Annotated in this window: 16 protein-coding genes; 10 read left to right on the top strand and 6 right to left on the bottom strand. The window is 69.6% G+C overall.

Annotated features, from left to right (window positions below):
• Positions 1–151 precede the first annotated feature (151 nt).
• The gene (locus tag ACZ6TU_RS00420) at positions 152–916 is read right to left on the bottom strand and encodes a GntR family transcriptional regulator (protein ID WP_467678950.1); all 765 of its coding nucleotides are present in this window, start codon (positions 914–916) and stop codon (positions 152–154) included.
• 314 nt (positions 917–1,230) lie between these two features.
• Here ACZ6TU_RS00420 and ACZ6TU_RS00415 point away from each other — a divergent pair, with 314 nt between their 5' ends.
• The 6 genes from ACZ6TU_RS00415 to ACZ6TU_RS00390 all read left to right on the top strand — a co-directional run bounded on the left by ACZ6TU_RS00415 (position 1,231) and on the right by ACZ6TU_RS00390 (position 6,822).
• The gene (locus ACZ6TU_RS00415; RefSeq protein WP_469545608.1) at positions 1,231–2,514 is read left to right on the top strand and encodes an extracellular solute-binding protein; all 1,284 of its coding nucleotides are present in this window, start codon (positions 1,231–1,233) and stop codon (positions 2,512–2,514) included.
• Between the two features lie 72 nt (positions 2,515–2,586).
• Positions 2,587–3,576, top strand: coding sequence for a carbohydrate ABC transporter permease (locus tag ACZ6TU_RS00410; protein WP_467678953.1), 990 nt, complete (start codon positions 2,587–2,589; stop codon positions 3,574–3,576).
• Complete coding sequence (locus ACZ6TU_RS00405) at positions 3,573–4,412, top strand: carbohydrate ABC transporter permease (RefSeq protein ID WP_467678954.1); 840 nt, start codon at positions 3,573–3,575, stop codon at positions 4,410–4,412. Before ACZ6TU_RS00410 ends, ACZ6TU_RS00405 begins: the two co-directional genes overlap by 4 nt.
• Positions 4,413–4,421: 9 nt before the next feature.
• Positions 4,422–5,966 (top strand): glycoside hydrolase family 3 protein, encoded by a 1,545-nt coding sequence (locus tag ACZ6TU_RS00400; RefSeq protein ID WP_469545603.1) that lies wholly within the window; start codon positions 4,422–4,424, stop codon positions 5,964–5,966.
• A 65-nt stretch (positions 5,967–6,031) separates the two neighbouring features.
• The gene (locus tag ACZ6TU_RS00395; protein WP_467678957.1) at positions 6,032–6,280 is read left to right on the top strand and encodes a helix-turn-helix transcriptional regulator; all 249 of its coding nucleotides are present in this window, start codon (positions 6,032–6,034) and stop codon (positions 6,278–6,280) included.
• Positions 6,277–6,822, top strand: a complete 546-nt coding sequence (locus ACZ6TU_RS00390) for a hypothetical protein (RefSeq protein ID WP_467678959.1) — start codon at positions 6,277–6,279, stop codon at positions 6,820–6,822. Before ACZ6TU_RS00395 ends, ACZ6TU_RS00390 begins: the two co-directional genes overlap by 4 nt.
• Here ACZ6TU_RS00390 and nagB read toward each other — a convergent pair.
• Positions 6,819–7,604 (bottom strand): glucosamine-6-phosphate deaminase, encoded by a 786-nt coding sequence (nagB, locus tag ACZ6TU_RS00385; protein WP_467678961.1) that lies wholly within the window; start codon positions 7,602–7,604, stop codon positions 6,819–6,821. The two genes, ACZ6TU_RS00390 and nagB, sit on opposite strands and share 4 nt — an antisense overlap.
• Before the next feature lie 246 nt (positions 7,605–7,850).
• On the opposite strand from nagB, the gene ACZ6TU_RS00380 reads away from it, so the two are divergent.
• Positions 7,851–8,921, top strand: coding sequence for an SIS domain-containing protein (locus ACZ6TU_RS00380; protein ID WP_467678963.1), 1,071 nt, complete (start codon positions 7,851–7,853; stop codon positions 8,919–8,921).
• Here the strand turns inward: ACZ6TU_RS00380 and ACZ6TU_RS00375 are convergent, their stop codons facing one another.
• Positions 8,922–9,674 carry an SDR family oxidoreductase gene (locus tag ACZ6TU_RS00375; protein ID WP_467678965.1) on the bottom strand — a complete coding sequence of 251 codons (753 nt, stop codon included), beginning with the start codon at positions 9,672–9,674 and terminating at the stop codon, positions 8,922–8,924.
• 190 nt (positions 9,675–9,864) lie between these two features.
• On the opposite strand from ACZ6TU_RS00375, the gene ACZ6TU_RS00370 reads away from it, so the two are divergent.
• Positions 9,865–10,488, top strand: coding sequence for a TetR/AcrR family transcriptional regulator (locus ACZ6TU_RS00370; protein ID WP_467679086.1), 624 nt, complete (start codon positions 9,865–9,867; stop codon positions 10,486–10,488).
• 385 nt (positions 10,489–10,873) lie between these two features.
• Positions 10,874–12,340, top strand: a complete 1,467-nt coding sequence (locus tag ACZ6TU_RS00365) for a sensor histidine kinase (RefSeq protein WP_467679088.1) — start codon at positions 10,874–10,876, stop codon at positions 12,338–12,340.
• A 183-nt stretch (positions 12,341–12,523) separates the two neighbouring features.
• Here the strand turns inward: ACZ6TU_RS00365 and ACZ6TU_RS00360 are convergent, their stop codons facing one another.
• Positions 12,524–12,781 carry a WhiB family transcriptional regulator gene (locus ACZ6TU_RS00360; RefSeq protein WP_003992873.1) on the bottom strand — a complete coding sequence of 86 codons (258 nt, stop codon included), beginning with the start codon at positions 12,779–12,781 and terminating at the stop codon, positions 12,524–12,526.
• A gap of 322 nt (positions 12,782–13,103) precedes the next feature.
• A complete protein-coding gene (locus tag ACZ6TU_RS00355; RefSeq protein WP_467678967.1) occupies positions 13,104–14,072 on the bottom strand; it encodes a diacylglycerol/lipid kinase family protein in 969 nt (322 codons plus the stop codon).
• Between the two features lie 115 nt (positions 14,073–14,187).
• Here ACZ6TU_RS00355 and ACZ6TU_RS00350 point away from each other — a divergent pair, with 115 nt between their 5' ends.
• The gene (locus tag ACZ6TU_RS00350; protein WP_467678969.1) at positions 14,188–14,628 is read left to right on the top strand and encodes a hypothetical protein; all 441 of its coding nucleotides are present in this window, start codon (positions 14,188–14,190) and stop codon (positions 14,626–14,628) included.
• Between the two features lie 3 nt (positions 14,629–14,631).
• Here the strand turns inward: ACZ6TU_RS00350 and ACZ6TU_RS00345 are convergent, their stop codons facing one another.
• Positions 14,632–15,774 (bottom strand): RNA polymerase sigma factor SigF, encoded by a 1,143-nt coding sequence (locus tag ACZ6TU_RS00345; protein WP_467678971.1) that lies wholly within the window; start codon positions 15,772–15,774, stop codon positions 14,632–14,634.
• Positions 15,775–15,776 lie beyond the last annotated feature (2 nt).

Below are 15,776 nucleotides of genomic sequence, written 5' to 3'. Positions count from 1 at the left end.
CAGGGTGTGGCAAGAACGGAACCCCTCGTCCGTAATGCGGTACTCAAAAGAAACCTGCTCTGTACAGCGGCGCTCAGCAGCGGCGGAACCCCCGCGGGGCCCTGCTCCTGCCGGTCCGTGCGCATCCGCTCGAAGGGCCGCACGGCGTGCACTACTCCTGAGGCCGCTTCAGACGCGCCACGAACTTGTACCGGTCCCCCCGGTACACCGACCGCACCCACTCCACCGGCTGCCCTTCCCGGTCCAGCGAGTGCCGGGAGAGCATCAGCATCGGCAGGCCGACGTCCGTGCCGAGCAGACCGGCCTCGCGCGGGGTGGCCAGCGAGGTCTCGATGGTCTCCTCGGCCTCCGCGAGATGGACGTCGTAGACCTCGGCGAGCGCGGTGTACAGGGACGTGTACTTCACCAGGGACCGGCGCAGGGCCGGGAAGCGCTTCGCGCTCAGGTGGGTCGTCTCGATGGCCATCGGCTCGCCGTTGGCCATACGCAGCCGCTCGATGCGCAGCACCCGTCCACCGGTCGTGATGTCGAGCAGCCCGGCGAGGCGGTCGTCGGCGGTGACGTAGCCGATGTCCAGGAGCTGCGAGGTGGGTTCGAGACCCTGGGCCCGCATGTCCTCGGTGTAGGAGGTCAGTTGCAGCGCCTGCGAGACCTTCGGCTTGGCGACGAACGTGCCCTTGCCCTGGATGCGCTCCAGCCGGCCCTCGACGACCAGCTCCTGGAGCGCTTGGCGCACGGTCGTGCGCGAAGTGTCGAACTCCGCCGCCAGTGTGCGCTCGGGCGGGACCGGCGTGCCGGGCGCCTGGGTCTCGGTCATGTCGAGCAGGTGCTTCTTCAGGCGGTAGTACTTGGGCACGCGTGCGGTACGGACGGGTGCCCCGCTCTCGTTCTCCGCACTGCTGATGTCGGTGCTCATGCTCCGCCTTCCCGGCTCCTGTGCCGACACGATCCCACTTGTATACCGTCGGCGGCTCTTTTGGTCTAGTCCATAACTCCAAGTGGTCTACCTGGAGTATGCCGTGCCTGGCTGGGTTTTCGCCGGGTTCTTACTTAAAGGTTCCTGCATATGTAGGTCGTATAACGGCTGGTCAGAGCCTTATTCCGGACCCTTGACAGGTCAGCTGGCCCGGTCCAAGCTCCCGCTACTGGTCTACACCATTGGTCCAGGGTCCTGGCCCCACGTTCACCGCGGGGAGCAGGGGGGTCGGTGGCATCCCTGAGGAGGATGGCGTGAAGCGCAAGCTGATATCCGCGATCGGTATCGCGGGCATGATGGTCTCCATCGTGGCGTGCGGGGGCGAGGGTGGCAGTGGGGGTTCGGACAAGGGCGCGGACGCCGAGGAGCTGACCGTCTGGCTCACCGTCGATGCCCAGAACAACTGGCCGGAGCTGGTGAAGGCCGCCGACGCGGCGGTGCGGAAGAAGCACCCCGGCCTCAAGATCAACCACGAGTACTACGGCTGGCCCGACAAGAACGCCAAGCTCGACGCCGTCCTCGCCACCGACAAGGCCCCCGACGTGGTCGAGATGGGCAACACCGAGATGCTCGGCTACATGGTCAAGGGCGCCTTCGCCCCCCTCGACCCGGCCGAGTTCGACAGCTCGGACGCCTGGCTGGACGGTCTCAAGGCCTCGGTGACCTACGAGGGCAAGACCTACGGCGTCCCTTACTACGCCGGCGGCCGCGTCGCCAACTGGCGCAAGGACGTGGCGGCGTCGGTCGGTGTGAAGTCCACGCCGAAGACATACCAGGAGCTCACCGCCGCCCTGGACGAGATCCAGAAGAAGCAGGGCGACAAGTTCAGCGCCTGGTACCAGCCGACCCGCGACTGGTACGCGGCCATGTCCTTCGTCTACGACGCCGGCGGCGCCATCGCCACCGAGTCGGGCGGCCGGTGGAAGGCCTCTCTCTCCTCACCCGAGTCCCTCAAGGGCCTGAAGGAGTTCAAGAACGTCGTCGACTCCTACATGCACGGCGACAAGACCAAGGACGAGTCCGACCGCTACATCGTCTACGGCCAGGGCAAGTCCGCCATGATCTTCGCCGCCGCCTGGGAGGGCGCGACCGCCGAGGACCCGAAGAACGACAAGACCGGCAAGCTCAAGGGCAACCTCGAGAACTTCGTGATGCCCGGCCCGTCCGGCAAGAACATGCCCGTCTTCCTGGGCGGCTCCGACCTCGCCGTGCCGGTGAAGTCCGACGCGCCGGCCCTGGCCGCCGAGTGGATCAACGCGTTCACCGGCTCCTCCGGCCAGAAGGGCCTGATGGCCAAGGGCAACCTGCCCAACAACAAGACCGACCTCGCGACGCTGAAGAACGACCCGAAGACGGCGGTCCCCGCCACCGCCGCCGAGTCCAACTGGTTCGTCCCGATGGCCCCCGGCTGGGGCCAGGTCGAGAAGGCGCAGATCCTTCAGACCATGCTCCAGGGCATCGGCACCGGCAAGAAGTCGGTCGAGGCCGCCGCCAAGGAGGCGGCCGCCGCGATCGACGAGGTCATCAACACCAAGTGACCTACGGGCGGGGCTCCCGGTCGCGGAGCCCCGCCGTCGTCAAGACCTGAGGGACCCGCCGAGGAGCGCGCGATGAGTGCCGCACACACCACCACCCCTGCCAAGGTGCCGCCACCGCGGCAGGCACCACCGCCGCCCGTCGAGGACCGGCGGCCACGTGGGCAGCGCAGGTCGGGCGGGCCCGCCGTCCCCTGGCTGCTGCTCGCGCCCTGCCTGCTGATCCTGGCCCTGGTCATGGGCTATCCGCTGACCCGTCTGGTCACCCTGTCCTTCCAGAAGTTCGGGCAGTCCCAGCTGTGGGGCTTCCAGCCGGCCGAGTCGGTCGGGTTCGACAACTTCGCGGAGGTGCTGGGCGACGGCGAGTTCTGGACCGTCGTGGTCCGCACGATCGTCTTCGCCGCGGGGGCCGTCGTCTTCACGATGGTCGTCGGCATGGCCATCGCCCTGCTGCTCCAGCGCGTCTCCGGTTGGCTGAAGATGCTCATCAACATCGTGCTGGTGGCCGGCTGGGGCATGCCCGTCATCGTGGCGACCACGGTCTTCAAGTGGCTCTTCGACTCGGATTACGGCGTCTTCAACGCGCTGCTCAGCAAGCTGCCCGGCGTCGAGATGACCGGCCACAACTGGTTCGCGAGCGGGCCCCAGGGCCTGGCCGTGATCATGCTGCTGGTGGTGTGGGGAGCCGTGCCGTTCGTGGTCATCACGCTCAGCGCCGGTCTCACCCAGGTCCCGAAGGAACTGGAGGAGGCCGCCCGCCTGGACGGCGCCGGCTCCTGGGGCGTCTTCCGCTATGTCACCCTGCCCGTCCTGAAGCCGATCATCGTGATGCTGACGACCCTGTCGGTCATCTGGGACATGGGCGTCTTTCCCCAGGTGTTCGTCATGCGTAACGGCCACCCCGAGCCGGAGTTCCAGGTCCTCAACACCTACTCCTACGACCGGGCGTTCGTGGTCAACGACTACGCCCAGGGCTCGGCCATCGCGCTGATCACCGTCCTGCTGCTGCTCGGCGTGGTCGCCGTCTACATGCGGCAGATGCTGAAGATCGGAGAGGTCGAATGAGCAGCACGCTGACCGGCCGCCGGGCGCCGAAGCTCTGGTGGAACCTCCTCGGCCTCCTGGTCTTCGTCACCGCGGGCTTCCCGCTCTACTGGATGCTCAACACGGCGTTCAAGCCCGCCGAGGACGCCATCGACCCGGATCCGAGCCTGCTGCCGACCGGCATCACCTTCGCCAACTTCGGCCGGGCGCTGGACATCGCCGACTTCTGGGGCCCGGTGGGTCGCAGCCTGGTGGTGTCGCTGGCGGTGGTCGTCATCGGCATGGCCGTGGGGATGCTGGCCGCGCTCGCCATCTCCCGCTTCGCCTTCCGTGGCCGCAAGATCGTGATCGTGGGCATCCTCGCGGTCCAGACGGTCCCCCTCGTCGCCATGATCATCCCGGTGTTCCTGCTGCTCAACGACCTGGGCCAGTACGACCGGCTGACGGGCCTCATCATCACGTACCTGACCTTCGTCCTCCCGTTCACCGTGTGGACGCTGAGGGGCTTCATCGTCAACATCCCGAAGGAACTGGAGGAGGCGGCCATGGTCGACGGCTGCTCCCGCACGGGCGCCTTCCTCCGGGTCGTCTTCCCGCTCCTGGCCCCGGGCATGGTCGCCACCTCGGTCTACGGCTTCATCCAGGCCTGGAACGAGTACCTGTACGCCCTGATGCTGCTCAGCCAGAAGAACCAGACGGCGACCGTGTGGCTCGGCAACTTCACCACGAAGCACGGCACCGAATACGCCCCGATGATGGCCGGCGCCACGATGATGGCCGTGCCGATCGTCGCCCTCTTCCTCCTCGTCCAGCGCAAGATGGCCGCGGGTCTTACCGCGGGCGCCGTGAAGGGATGACCCCACCCGATGACGACACTCGCCGACGGTACCGACACGCTCACGCGCGACGCCCTGACGGTTCTCCAGCCCGGCTTCACCGGAACGACCGCCCCTGACTGGCTGCTGCGCCGGCTCGGCGAGGGCCTCGCCTCCGTCGGCCTGTTCGGCCGCAACATCGCCTCGCCCGGCCAACTGGCAGCGCTGACCGCGCGGCTGCGGGCCGAGCGCGACGACGTGCTGGTCGCGATCGACGAGGAAGGCGGTGACGTGACGCGCCTGGAGGTGCGGACCGGCTCCTCCTTCCCGGGCAACCACGCCCTCGGCGCGGTGGACGACGTGGAGCTGACGCGAGAGGTCGCCCATGAACTGGGCCGCCGCCTCGCGGCCTGCGGCGTGAACCTCAACTGGGCCCCGTCCGCCGACGTGAACTCCGACCCGCGCAACCCGGTGATCGGTGTCCGCTCCTTCGGCGCCGACACCCAACTGGCCGCCCGGCACACCGCGGCCTATGTGACCGGCCTCCAGTCCGCCGGAGTCGCCGCCTGCACCAAGCACTTCCCCGGCCACGGCGACACGGCCGTCGACTCCCACCACGCCCTCCCTCGCATCGACGTCCCCGCGGACGTGCTGAGTGACCGCGAACTGACACCGTTCCGCGCGGCCATCGCCGCCGGCAGCCGGGCCGTGATGAGCGCCCACATCCTGATCCCGGCCCTGGACCCGGACCGCCCGGCCACGCTCTCCCGCCGAATCCTGACCGGCCTGCTGCGCGGCGAACTCGGCTTCGACGGCCTCATCGTCACCGACGGCATGGAGATGCGGGCCATCGCGGGCACCTACGGCATCGAACGCGGCAGCGTCCTCGCCGTCGCCTCCGGTGCCGACGCGATCTGCGTGGGCGGCGGCCTGGCCGACGACGCGACCGTACGGCGCCTGCGGGATGCCCTGGTCGTGGCGGTACGCACGGGTGAGCTTCCCGAGGAACGCCTGGCCGAGGCCGCGGACCGGGTCCGGGCGCTGGCCCGCTGGGCGAGCACGGCCGGCCGCGCGCCTGAGGAGACGCGCGGCAGCGAGATCGGCCTGCACGCCGCCCGCCGCGCCCTCACGGTCACCGTCGCCCCGGGTCTGGGGAGCCCGGAGACCTTCAAGCCCCTCACCGAACCGCCCTACGTCGCCGCCCTCACGCCCGTCGCCAACATCGCGGTGGGCGGCGAGACCCCCTGGGGCGTCGCCGCCGAACTCGTCCACCTCCTGCCGGGCACGGTGACGGGCAGCTTCTGCGCCGAGGACGGCAAGGGCGAGGACTGCAACGAGGGCGATGCCGGTGACAGCGCCGGGCGGGCGGCCCTTCAGGCAGCCGGTCCGCGCCGCGTCGTCGCCGTAGTCCGTGACGAGCACCGCCACCCCTGGATGGCCTCGGCCCTCGACACCATGCTGGCCGCCCGCCCCGACACCATCGTGGTGGAAATGGGCGTCCCCCAGGCCGCACCCCGAGGCGCCCTGCACATCGCCACCCACGGCGCGGCCCGTGTCTGCGGCCGGGCGGCGGCCGAGGTGATCGCCGGGTTGTAGGCGGTGGCGCGGCGCGTTGCCGAAGCAGGTTGTAACCCTGCCTCCAGATGTAGTACTTCTTATACATGAGCGAGCAGGTGCACAACAGGCTGGCCATGGTGCGCGCCGAACGGAAGGTGTCGCGCCAGAGCCTGGCCGAGGCAGTGGGAGCCCACTACCAGACCATCGGCTACATCGAGCGAGGGCAGTACAACCCGAGCCTCGACCTGGCACTGAAGATCTCGAGGTTCTTCAGCCTGCCGGTCGAGGCCCTGTTCTCCCTCGAACCGTTCCGGCCGCTCACGGACGAGGTCTACGGGAGGAACCAGCCATGACGACGACACGCCTGACCCACTACGACCGGAGCATGCTGCGGATCATGAACGACCGTCGCGGCCAGGCCTGGTACGCCACGGCGGCGCGCCGACGGCTGGCCGTCGCCGCGCACATCACCCTCACCGTGGCCATCGGCGCGCTGATGACCCACTTCTTCCTCGCCAAGGACGAACCGCTGTGGCCCGTCGCCGCGATGGCGGTGCTGCTGCTTCCCTGGATGGTCGCGACCGGGATCATCAACGGCGCCACCCGGGGCCTGCTGGAGCTGCGCGAGCACGTACTGGACGAGCGGCAGTCGGCCGAACGCAGCCGCACCCTGGCCCGGGCCCACCGCATGACGACGCTGCTCCTGGCCGCGACGGCGGTCGCCCTGCTGATCACAGGCGGTGTCGACGGCAACGCCCCGAAGGCCTACGCGGCACCCCTCCTCATCGCCGTCCTCGTCGTCCACTGGGTCATGCCGCTGTGGGTGGCCGGCCTGCGGGCCGAGGACGAGCCGGCCGACGACGAGATCCTGGAGGCGGGGGCGCTCGGCCGTTAGATCCCCTGCCACTCCGGCTTGTTGGCGTATGTGTACCGGAAGTAGTCCGCCAGCTTCAGCTTCGACGCGGCGGCCTCGTCGACCACGACGGTCGCATGCGGGTGGAGCTGGAGCGCGGACGCGGGGCACACCGCGGCGACCGGCCCTTCCACCGTCGCCGCGACCGCGTCCGCCTTGCCCTCGCCGGTGGCGAGCAGCACCAGGTGCCGGGCCTCCAGAATGGTGCCGATGCCCTGCGTGATCACGTGGTGCGGCACCTGGTCGATGTCGCCGTCGAAGAAGCGCGCGTTGTCGATCCGGGTCTGCTCGGTCAGCGTCTTGATCCGTGTCCGCGACGCCAGCGACGAACACGGCTCGTTGAACCCTATGTGCCCGTCGGTCCCGATCCCGAGCAGCTGAAGGTCCACACCCCCGGCGTCCGCAAGCGTCCTGTCGTACGCCTCGCACGCCCCTTGCACGTCCTCGGCCGTACCGTCCGGCCCCGTGAACTGGTCCATCCCGATCCCGAGCGGCTCCAGCACCTCACGCCGCAGCACCGAGCGGTACGACTCCGGATGGTCGGCGGGCAGCCCCACGTACTCGTCGAGCTGGGCTATCCGCGCCCCCGCGACGTCCACGGCACCGGCGCGCACCTTGGCCGCCAGCGCCTCGTACACGGGCAGCGGCGTCGAGCCGGTCGCCACGCCGAGCAGGGCGGCGGGCTTGCGCCGGAGCAGCTGGGCCATGGCCTCGGCGATGAGATCGCCGCCCGCCTTGGCGTCCGGAACGATGACAACTTCCACGCTGGGCCTGCCGATCTGAGAGGGGTGCTCAACTGGGACTGGACCCGGAAGGGCCGTGTGGTTTAGACCAATCTAACAGAGCGGGGAGCGCCGCTCCCAGGGTGAATGCCGCCGGTCCCACAGGGGCAGCCGCCCGGTGCCGACCAGGTCTCCGGCAGGTGAACAGCGCCGGCCCCGTGTGGGCGTTCCGCGGTGCGGGGGAGTGGAATGGGAGCTGCATCGGCCCGCGTCCGGAAGGAACCCGCCATGACCGCCGCCACACCGGACGCCCCCAGCGAGCGCCCGGGCCGGATCATGGCCCGGGAGATGGCGGAGCAGCCCGCCGTCCTGCGCCGGATCCTCGCCGACGGCGCCCCCGCCATCCGGGACGTGGCACGCCAGATCGCCGCCCGCGCTCCCCGCTTCGTCCTGCTGACCGCCCGCGGCACCTCCGACAACGCCGCCCTCTATGCCAAGTACCTCCTGGAGATCCGGCTCGGCCTGCCCTGCGGACTCACCTCGATGTCCACCACCACGGCTTACGGTGCCCGGCCCGACCTCACGGACGTCCTCGTCGTCACCGTCAGCCAGTCCGGCGGCTCCCCGGACCTGGTCGCCTCGACCCGGGCCGCCCGCGAGGCCGGCGCGATCACGCTCGCCGTCACCAACAACCCGGACTCACCGCTCGCCAGCGTCTCCGAGTACCACATCGACATCATGGCCGGACCGGAGAAGGCCCTCCCCGCGACCAAGACGTACACCGCCTCCCTCCTCGCGCTCTACCTGTTCGTCGAGGGCCTGCGCGGCGGCGACGGCGCGCAGGCCCACGTGCTGCCGGACCTCGCCGGGCAACTGCTCGCCCGGCAGGACGAGGTGCGCGCCCTCGCCGCCCGCTACCGCTTCGCCGAGCGCATGGTGATCACCTCACGCGGCTACGGCTACCCCACGGCCAAGGAGGCCGCCCTCAAGCTGATGGAGACCAGCTACATCCCCGCCCTCTCCTACTCCGGCGCCGACCTGCTGCACGGACCGCTCGCCATGGTCGACAACGTCTCCCCGGTCATCGCCGTGGTCACCGACGGCAAGGGCGGCGAAGCGCTCCAGCCGGTCCTCGACCGGCTGCGCGGCCGCGGTGCCGACCTGGTCGTCATCGGCCCCAGGCATCAGGTCGAGCAGGCGTCGGCCGGCTTCGTCCTGCCGACGGACGACGTGGCCGAGGAGGTCCAGCCCGTCCTGGAGATCATTCCGCTTCAGCTCCTGGCCTACGAGGTCACCATCGCCCGAGGTCAGGACCCGGACGCGCCTCGGGCGCTGGCGAAGGTGACGGAGACTCGTTGACTAGGTGAGCGAACCCCCCGTCACGTCCACCCAGCTTCCCGTGACCCACCGCCCTGCGTCCGAGACCAGGAACGCCACCACGTCGGCGACTTCGGCCGGCTCGCCCACCCCGCCCAGGGCCGAATACGCCGCGGCCTTCGCCCAGCCGTCGGCACTGCCGTGCAGCAGCGGGGCCGTGTTGTCCGTGTTGATGATCCCCGGCGCCACCGAGTTCACCGTGATACCCCGAGGGCCCAGCACCTTGGACAGGTCCCGCGAGAGGACGTCCAGCGCGCCCTTCGTCATCGCGTACGCCATGTTGTCCGGCATCGCCGCCGTCCGGGCCAGCCCCGAGGAGATGTTGACGACCCGGCCGCCGTCCCGCAGCCGGCTCATGCCCTGCTTGAGTATGAAGAACGGCGCCTTCACGTTCACCGCGAAGACCTTGTCGTACTCCTGCTCCTCCAGCTCCTGGATCGGCCGCGTGTTGCCGATCCCCGCGTTGTTCACCAGGATGTCCAGCCCGTCCGCGTGCCGGTCGAACTCCGCCCACAGCGCCTCGGCGTCCCCCGGTACGCCCAGCTCCACGCCCACCGCGAACGCCGAGCCGCCCGCCGCCTCGATCGCCGCGACCGTCTCCTTCGCCGCCGTCTCGTTCCTGCCGTAGTGCACTCCGACCCGCGCGCCGTCGCGCCCCAGCCGCTCGGCGATCCCTCGCCCGATGCCCCTGCTCGCCCCCGTGACGAGTGCCGTCCTGCCCGTGAGCACGCCCATGTCGGCGCCCCCTTCTCATATTTCTAGTGGTCGCTACAGAAATGACCGTACCCCACCCCGGCGACATTTCTCTAGTGCCCGCTATAAAATGCACTCCATGGTGAACGACGACGGGACCGCGAGGGCCGAGAGGCACGGAACCGCGACGGGCAAGGGCGACGAAACCGCGACGGGCAAGGGCAACGGAACAATGACGAGCAGGGGCAAGGGAAGGCCCCGCGGCCGCCCCCGCTCCTTCGATCGCGAGACCGCACTGGAGAAGGCACTCCTGGCCTTCTGGGAGCACGGTTACGAGGCCACGTCCGTCTCCGACCTCACTCGCGTCATGGACATCGGCGCCCCCAGTCTCTACGCGGCCTTCGGCGACAAGCGGTCCCTCTTCGAGGAGGTCGTGCAGGTCTACGGCACGGGGTACGGCTCGTTCACCGACCGGGCTCTCGCCGAGGAGCCCACCGCCCGGGCCGCCGTCGAGCGCACGCTGCGCGAGGCCGCCGTCGCGTACACGGAACCCGGCCACCCGCACGGCTGCCTCGTCGTCCACGCCGCCGCGAACTGCTCGACCCCCGAGGTCGAACAGTCGCTGCGGGACCGCCGCAACGCCAACATCGCCGCGTTCGAGAGCCGCATCCGAGCCGATGTCGCCGCCGGCGTGCTGCCGCCGGGCACCGACGCCCCCGCCCTGGCCCGCCACACCGGAGCGATGATCCAGGGCATGTCACAACAGGCGCGGGACGGGGCGAGCCGGGAGGAACTGGAGGCGGTCGCGGAAATTGCCATGTCCATCTGGCCCCGCACAGGAACCCACACGGGTTAGGCTGCGGGGAGGACGCCAGCGTGTCCGACCCGTCGGAGAATTAACAACAACGAACAGCCTCCAACGCATGGACACCCACGAGTGGTCTAGTCCACAATGCGTGACGAGAGCGCGTGTGCAGCGCGCACCAGCCTCCGCCTTCCCCGCACAGGAAGGCGGACAGAGGAACCGAGGCTCTCTGCCCTGACTGCCCCGGCTCCTCGTCCTTCGGCCGACCGGGACCGCACACCCCACGGCCGATACTGCTCCGGGCTGCGGTGCCGGGAGGGTTGAGGGTCCCTCTCAGGCGCCGCGGCCCGCGGGTGTTCCAGGAGCCCGTACCTGTCCGGGCCCGTACATTTCAGAGCCGTACAAACCCCCGGGTACGCTCGCTCACGTGCCCTCCATGAACGAACTCGTACGCCAGCACACCGCCCTCGACGACACCGATCTCGAGTGGCTCCACCTGCTGGTCTCGGAGTGGCAGCTGCTCTCCGACCTCTCCTTCGCCGACCTGGTGCTGTGGGTTCCCACCAGCGACGGCACGCGGTACGTGTCCGTCGCGCAGATGCGGCCCAACACCGGTCCGACGTCCTACCAGGACGACATGGTGGGCCACCTCGTCCCGCGTGGCCGCCGCCCGATGCTGGACGCCGCCCTCGACGAGGGTCGCATCGTGCGCGAGGGGGACCCCGAGTGGCGCGAAGAGGTCCCGGTCCGGGTCGAGTCGATCCCCGTACGGCGGGAGGGGCGCGTCCTCGGCGTCATCGCGCGCAACACCAATCTCCTCACCGTGCGTACCCCGAGCCGCCTGGAGCTCACCTACCTCCAGAGCGCCTCCGATCTCGCGCAGATGATCGCGGCCGGCGCCTTCCCCTTCGCGAACCAGCAGCTCGACATGGACGCCTCGCCCCGGGTGGGCGACGGACTGATCCGGCTCGACGCCGACGGCATCGTCCAGTACGCCTCCCCGAACGCGCTGTCCGCCTACCACCGCATGGGCCTCGCCTCCGACCTCGTCGGCCAGCACTTGGGCAAGACCACCGCCGAACTCGCCCCGACGCGGGGACCGGTGGACGAAGCGCTCGCCAAGGTCGCCAGCGGCTGGGCTCCCCGCGAGTTCGAGATCGAGGGCAGCGACGGGGTCATCCAGTTCCGCGCGATCCCCCTCAAACCGAAGGGCACCCGCATCGGCTCGCTGGTCCTGCTCCGCGACGTCACCGAACTCCGCCGTCGCGAACGCGAGTTGATCACGAAGGACGCGACGATCCGGGAGATCCACCACCGCGTCAAGAACAACCTCCAGACGGTGGCTGCTCTGCTCCGCCTCCAGGCCCGACGCATCGAGTCCGACCGCGGACGCGAGGCCCTGGAGGAGGCGGTGCGACGCGTCGGATCGATTGCGATCGTGCACGAGACGCTCTCCCAGAACCTGGACGAGCGCGTGGAGTTCGACGACATCGCCGACCGCGTCCTGGCGATGGTCGCGGAGATTTCCCCGGGCAAGGTCACGGGCCGGCGCACCGGCCACTTCGGCATCCTCGACGCCGAGGTCGCCACCCCGCTCTCGATGGTGCTGACCGAGGTTCTGCAGAACGCGCTGGAGCACGGCTTCCGCGAGGGCGACACCGGGACGGTCGAGGTGTCGGCGGTTCGCGGCGGTACGACGAAAGAGGCCCGCCTGCTGGTCACCGTCCAGGACGACGGCGTCGGCCTGCCGGCCGGCTTCGATCCGCAGACCGCGGGCAACCTCGGCCTCCAGATCGTACGGACCCTGGTGGAGGGCGAGTTGGGGGGAACGTTCGACATGGTCCCGGCCCCGGAGCGTGGCACCCGTGTGATCCTGGACATCCCGGTGCCTACGCGGAAGTAGAAAACGCCCAGCGGGATCAGGCCCTGAAAAGCATTGAGCCCCGGGCCATCAAATGGCCCGGGGCTAAAGCTCGTTGCTGCTTAACTAAGCGCATCGGGGGAACTGCGCGCTGCGGCTCGGGGGCGGGAGATGCGTACTCGCTGTACGCGCCGCCAAGCTCAGGCTGTCAGCAGGGGTGGATTGTCAGGCGGAGGCCTGACGAGCCCGGTTGCGGGCGGCGCGGCGCTTCATGGCGCGGCGCTCGTCCTCGCTGAGACCACCCCAGACGCCGGAGTCCTGGCCGGACTCAAGCGCCCACTGCAGACACTGCTCGATAACCGGGCAGCGACGGCAGACGGCCTTGGCTTCCTCGATCTGCAGCAGCGCAGGACCGGTGTTGCCGATGGGGAAGAAGAGCTCGGGGTCTTCCTCGCGGCAAACGGCGTTGTGACGCCAGTCCATGGCTGCTACCTCTCCTTGGTATTACGTGCAGGGCTTGCTTGTGAATGTGAACGCTTTCACGAATCCCTCAACAAGTGAAGGGCCGACCGCCAGGTTCCCTGGCGTGGGTCCTGTGATTTGAAGAGGGGTTCTGGTGATCAGTGGAGGCCGATGTTGCGGGCCGTCCCGATCGCCATGTAGAGACTCGCAAACCTCAGCGGCGGACACAACCCCTTCTGGAAAGTTTTTTTTGATTCTTCGGTGTCGACTAGGTCACAGCCGTACTTCCATGGGGTGGATCCTGGCCTAAACGTTCGAGTGAAAGGACTTTAGCCAGTTCTGCTCACACAATCACACGCAGTGCACGGCGTACGCCTGTGAACGTCACGCTTGTTCGCAGCCCCAGGTGGTCACCGTCCATCTGGAGGGGGAGCGGCACCTTCGAATGCAAGGTGAACTCGGTCAAATCGTGCAGAGAGGTCGCGTGCTTGCCACGGGGTCCGCGCTCGGGGGACGAAGTGAGCAACTGGGTGCCATACCGGGCAACCGCCGCCGTGGAGAGCCGGCTGAGACCGAAGAGATCGAGTCCGGTATCGAACGAGGCCTTAGGCGCCGCGTAGATCGGGCGATTCCCCAGAAACGTCCATGGGGAGGTGTTCGAGACTATGGACAGCACCAAATCGGTGATCGGATCCTCCCCGGCCCGCTCCAGCGTGATCGTGCCGTGCCGGCGGTTCGGCTCGCCGAGGAGCTGGCGTACGACCTGGCGTACGTAAAGGGCGTGTGTGGATTTCCGGCCGCGCTCGCGGTGCTGCTCCACCCGGCCGACCACACCGGCGTCGAAGCCGAGCCCCGCGTTGAAAGTGAACCAGCGGGAGGGCACCGCCTCGTCCTCCGTGCCCGGCGTGCCGGAGGTGAGGCCCAGGCCGACGGTACGTTCACTGCCGTCGCGCAGGGCGTCCAGCAGGGCCCCGGTGGCTTCCACCGCGTCGTTGGGCAGGCCCAGGGCGCGGGCGAAGACATTGGTGGAGCCGCCCGGGACCACGGCGAGACCGGGGAGGCGTCCCGGCTCGGGGCCGGCGTGCAGGAGGCCGTTGACCACCTCGTTGACCGTGCCGTCGCCGCCGAGGGCCACCACCAGGTCGATGTCGTCGCTCTCCGCCGCGTGCCGGCCCAGGTCGCGCGCGTGCCCGCGGTACTCGGTGGTGACCGCTTCCAGCTTCATCTCGCTGGCGAGCGCGTGGATCAGTACGTCGCGTGTACGCGCACTTGTGGTGGTTGCCGCCGGATTGACCACGAGAAGTGCACGCATGACTGGCAGCGTACCTACTGGGTGGTACCTGGCCCAGACCGAGGTAGGGATCAGGTAAGAGAGCGGGGGTGAACCTCGCCACGAGGGGCGCGTAGCCGAGGGCTACTCTTCAGGGGTGAGCAGTGAGCAGACCCCCACCACCCCGGAGAACACCGGCCCCCGCCCGCGGCGGCTGACGTACGCCGCGCTGCTGGCCGCACTGGAGGGGCTGGCGCTGGTCGTCGGCGGCGTGTGGATGCTGGTCCTCGGACTCACCGGCGAGCCGGACAGCCGCCAGCAGGCCGTGACCGGGGGCGTCACGCTCGTCGTGCTCGCGTTGCTGCCGCTGCTCGCCGCGCGCGGGCTGCTCGGCCGCCGCAGCTGGAGCCGCGGCCCGGCCGTCATCACCCAGCTCATGGCGCTGCCCGTGGCCTACAACCTGCTCCAGGCCGACAGCATGGCCATTCCGGCCGGGATCGCCCTCGCGGTCGTGGCCGTGTCGGCGCTCGTCCTGCTCGTGAACCCCGAGACGACCCGGGCCCTCGGGATCCGCGGGCCCGGCAACGTACAGAAGTAGCCGTCACTCCTCGACGAGGAGCTTCTCCCGGAGCTGGGCCAGTGTGCGCGCCAGCAGCCGCGAGACGTGCATCTGCGAGATGCCGACCTCCTGCGCGATCTGCGACTGGGTCATGTTGCCGAAGAAGCGCAGCAGCAGGATCCGCTTCTCGCGCGGCGGGAGGTCCTCCAGCAGCGGCTTGAGGGATTCCCGGTACTCCACGCCCTCCAGCGCCTCGTCCTCCGCGCCGAGGGTGTCGGCGACCGCCGGGGACTCGTCGTCGGTGTCGGGGACGTCCAGGGACAGCGTGGAGTACGCGTTGGCGGACTCCAGGCCCTCCAGGACCTCCTCCTCCGAGATCGCCAGCTTCTCGGCGAGCTCGTGGACCGTGGGGGAGCGGCCGTGCAGCTGCGAGAGCTCGGCCGTGGCCGTCGTCAGCGAGAGGCGCAGCTCCTGGAGTCGACGCGGGACGCGCACCGCCCAGCCCTTGTCGCGGAAGTGCCGCTTGATCTCGCCCACGACCGTCGGGGTCGCGTACGTCGAGAACTCCACGCCGCGGTCCGGGTCGAAGCGGTCGACGGACTTGATCAGCCCGATCGTGGCGACCTGGGTGAGGTCGTCGAGCGGCTCGCCGCGGTTGCGGAAGCGGCGTGCGAGATGCTCCACGAGCGGCAGGTGCATACGGACCAGCTGATTGCGCAGCTCCGCGTACTCGGGGCTGCCATTGCTCAGCGTGCGCAGTTTGAGGAACATCTCGCGCGCCCCGCTGCGGTCCGGGGAGCCGTGCTGCGCACCCTGTGCGTGGTGCGCGCGCGGCGTTTCGTCCTCGGAGTGTCGCTCGTGCTCGCTCATCGTCCCGCCCGTCGCCCTTCCCCGAGCCCTCGCCTCCTCCGCCACTCCCGACTTGGCGCGAGTGGGGGGACCCCCCTGGGCAGGAGGTGCCGCGATCCCTCCGCCCGGAGGCGCGCTCCGCACGACACCGTCCTGGGTCCGCTGCCCGCCGCCCGGGAGGACGGCCTCCGCGGAGTCGTCCTCCGGATGCGGGCGGGCCTGCTCGGGGATGCCGTCGATGCCGTCCGCCATGCGCCGGGCTTCGCTCGGACCGCACGTGTCCGTGGCCGTGCCCTCGGCCGGCAGTTCTCGTGTACTGCGCTCTTCGTCCCGCACCG

The sequence above is a fragment of the Streptomyces sp. NPDC052064 genome (genome assembly GCF_055585925.1).
The sequence above is the reverse complement of the archived record's forward strand: the minus strand, read 5'-3'. Positions and strand labels throughout refer to the sequence as shown.

Bases quoted from the DNA above. Each gene is read 5' to 3' on its own strand.
- ACZ6TU_RS00375 (WP_467678965.1), bottom strand. From the start codon at position 9,674: ATGGGCGTGCTCACGGGCAGGACGGCACTCGTCACGGGGGCGAGCAGG.
- ACZ6TU_RS00410 (WP_467678953.1), top strand. From the start codon at position 2,587: ATGAGTGCCGCACACACCACCACCCCTGCCAAGGTGCCGCCACCGCGG.
- ACZ6TU_RS00390 (WP_467678959.1), top strand. From the start codon at position 6,277: ATGACGACGACACGCCTGACCCACTACGACCGGAGCATGCTGCGGATC.
- ACZ6TU_RS00380 (WP_467678963.1), top strand. From the start codon at position 7,851: ATGACCGCCGCCACACCGGACGCCCCCAGCGAGCGCCCGGGCCGGATC.
- ACZ6TU_RS00360 (WP_003992873.1), bottom strand. From the start codon at position 12,781: ATGGACTGGCGTCACAACGCCGTTTGCCGCGAGGAAGACCCCGAGCTC.
- ACZ6TU_RS00355 (WP_467678967.1), bottom strand. From the start codon at position 14,072: ATGCGTGCACTTCTCGTGGTCAATCCGGCGGCAACCACCACAAGTGCG.
- ACZ6TU_RS00395 (WP_467678957.1), top strand. From the start codon at position 6,032: ATGAGCGAGCAGGTGCACAACAGGCTGGCCATGGTGCGCGCCGAACGG.
- ACZ6TU_RS00370 (WP_467679086.1), top strand. From the start codon at position 9,865: ATGACGAGCAGGGGCAAGGGAAGGCCCCGCGGCCGCCCCCGCTCCTTC.
- ACZ6TU_RS00400 (WP_469545603.1), top strand. From the start codon at position 4,422: ATGACGACACTCGCCGACGGTACCGACACGCTCACGCGCGACGCCCTG.
- ACZ6TU_RS00365 (WP_467679088.1), top strand. From the start codon at position 10,874: ATGAACGAACTCGTACGCCAGCACACCGCCCTCGACGACACCGATCTC.
- ACZ6TU_RS00405 (WP_467678954.1), top strand. From the start codon at position 3,573: ATGAGCAGCACGCTGACCGGCCGCCGGGCGCCGAAGCTCTGGTGGAAC.
- ACZ6TU_RS00420 (WP_467678950.1), bottom strand. From the start codon at position 916: ATGAGCACCGACATCAGCAGTGCGGAGAACGAGAGCGGGGCACCCGTC.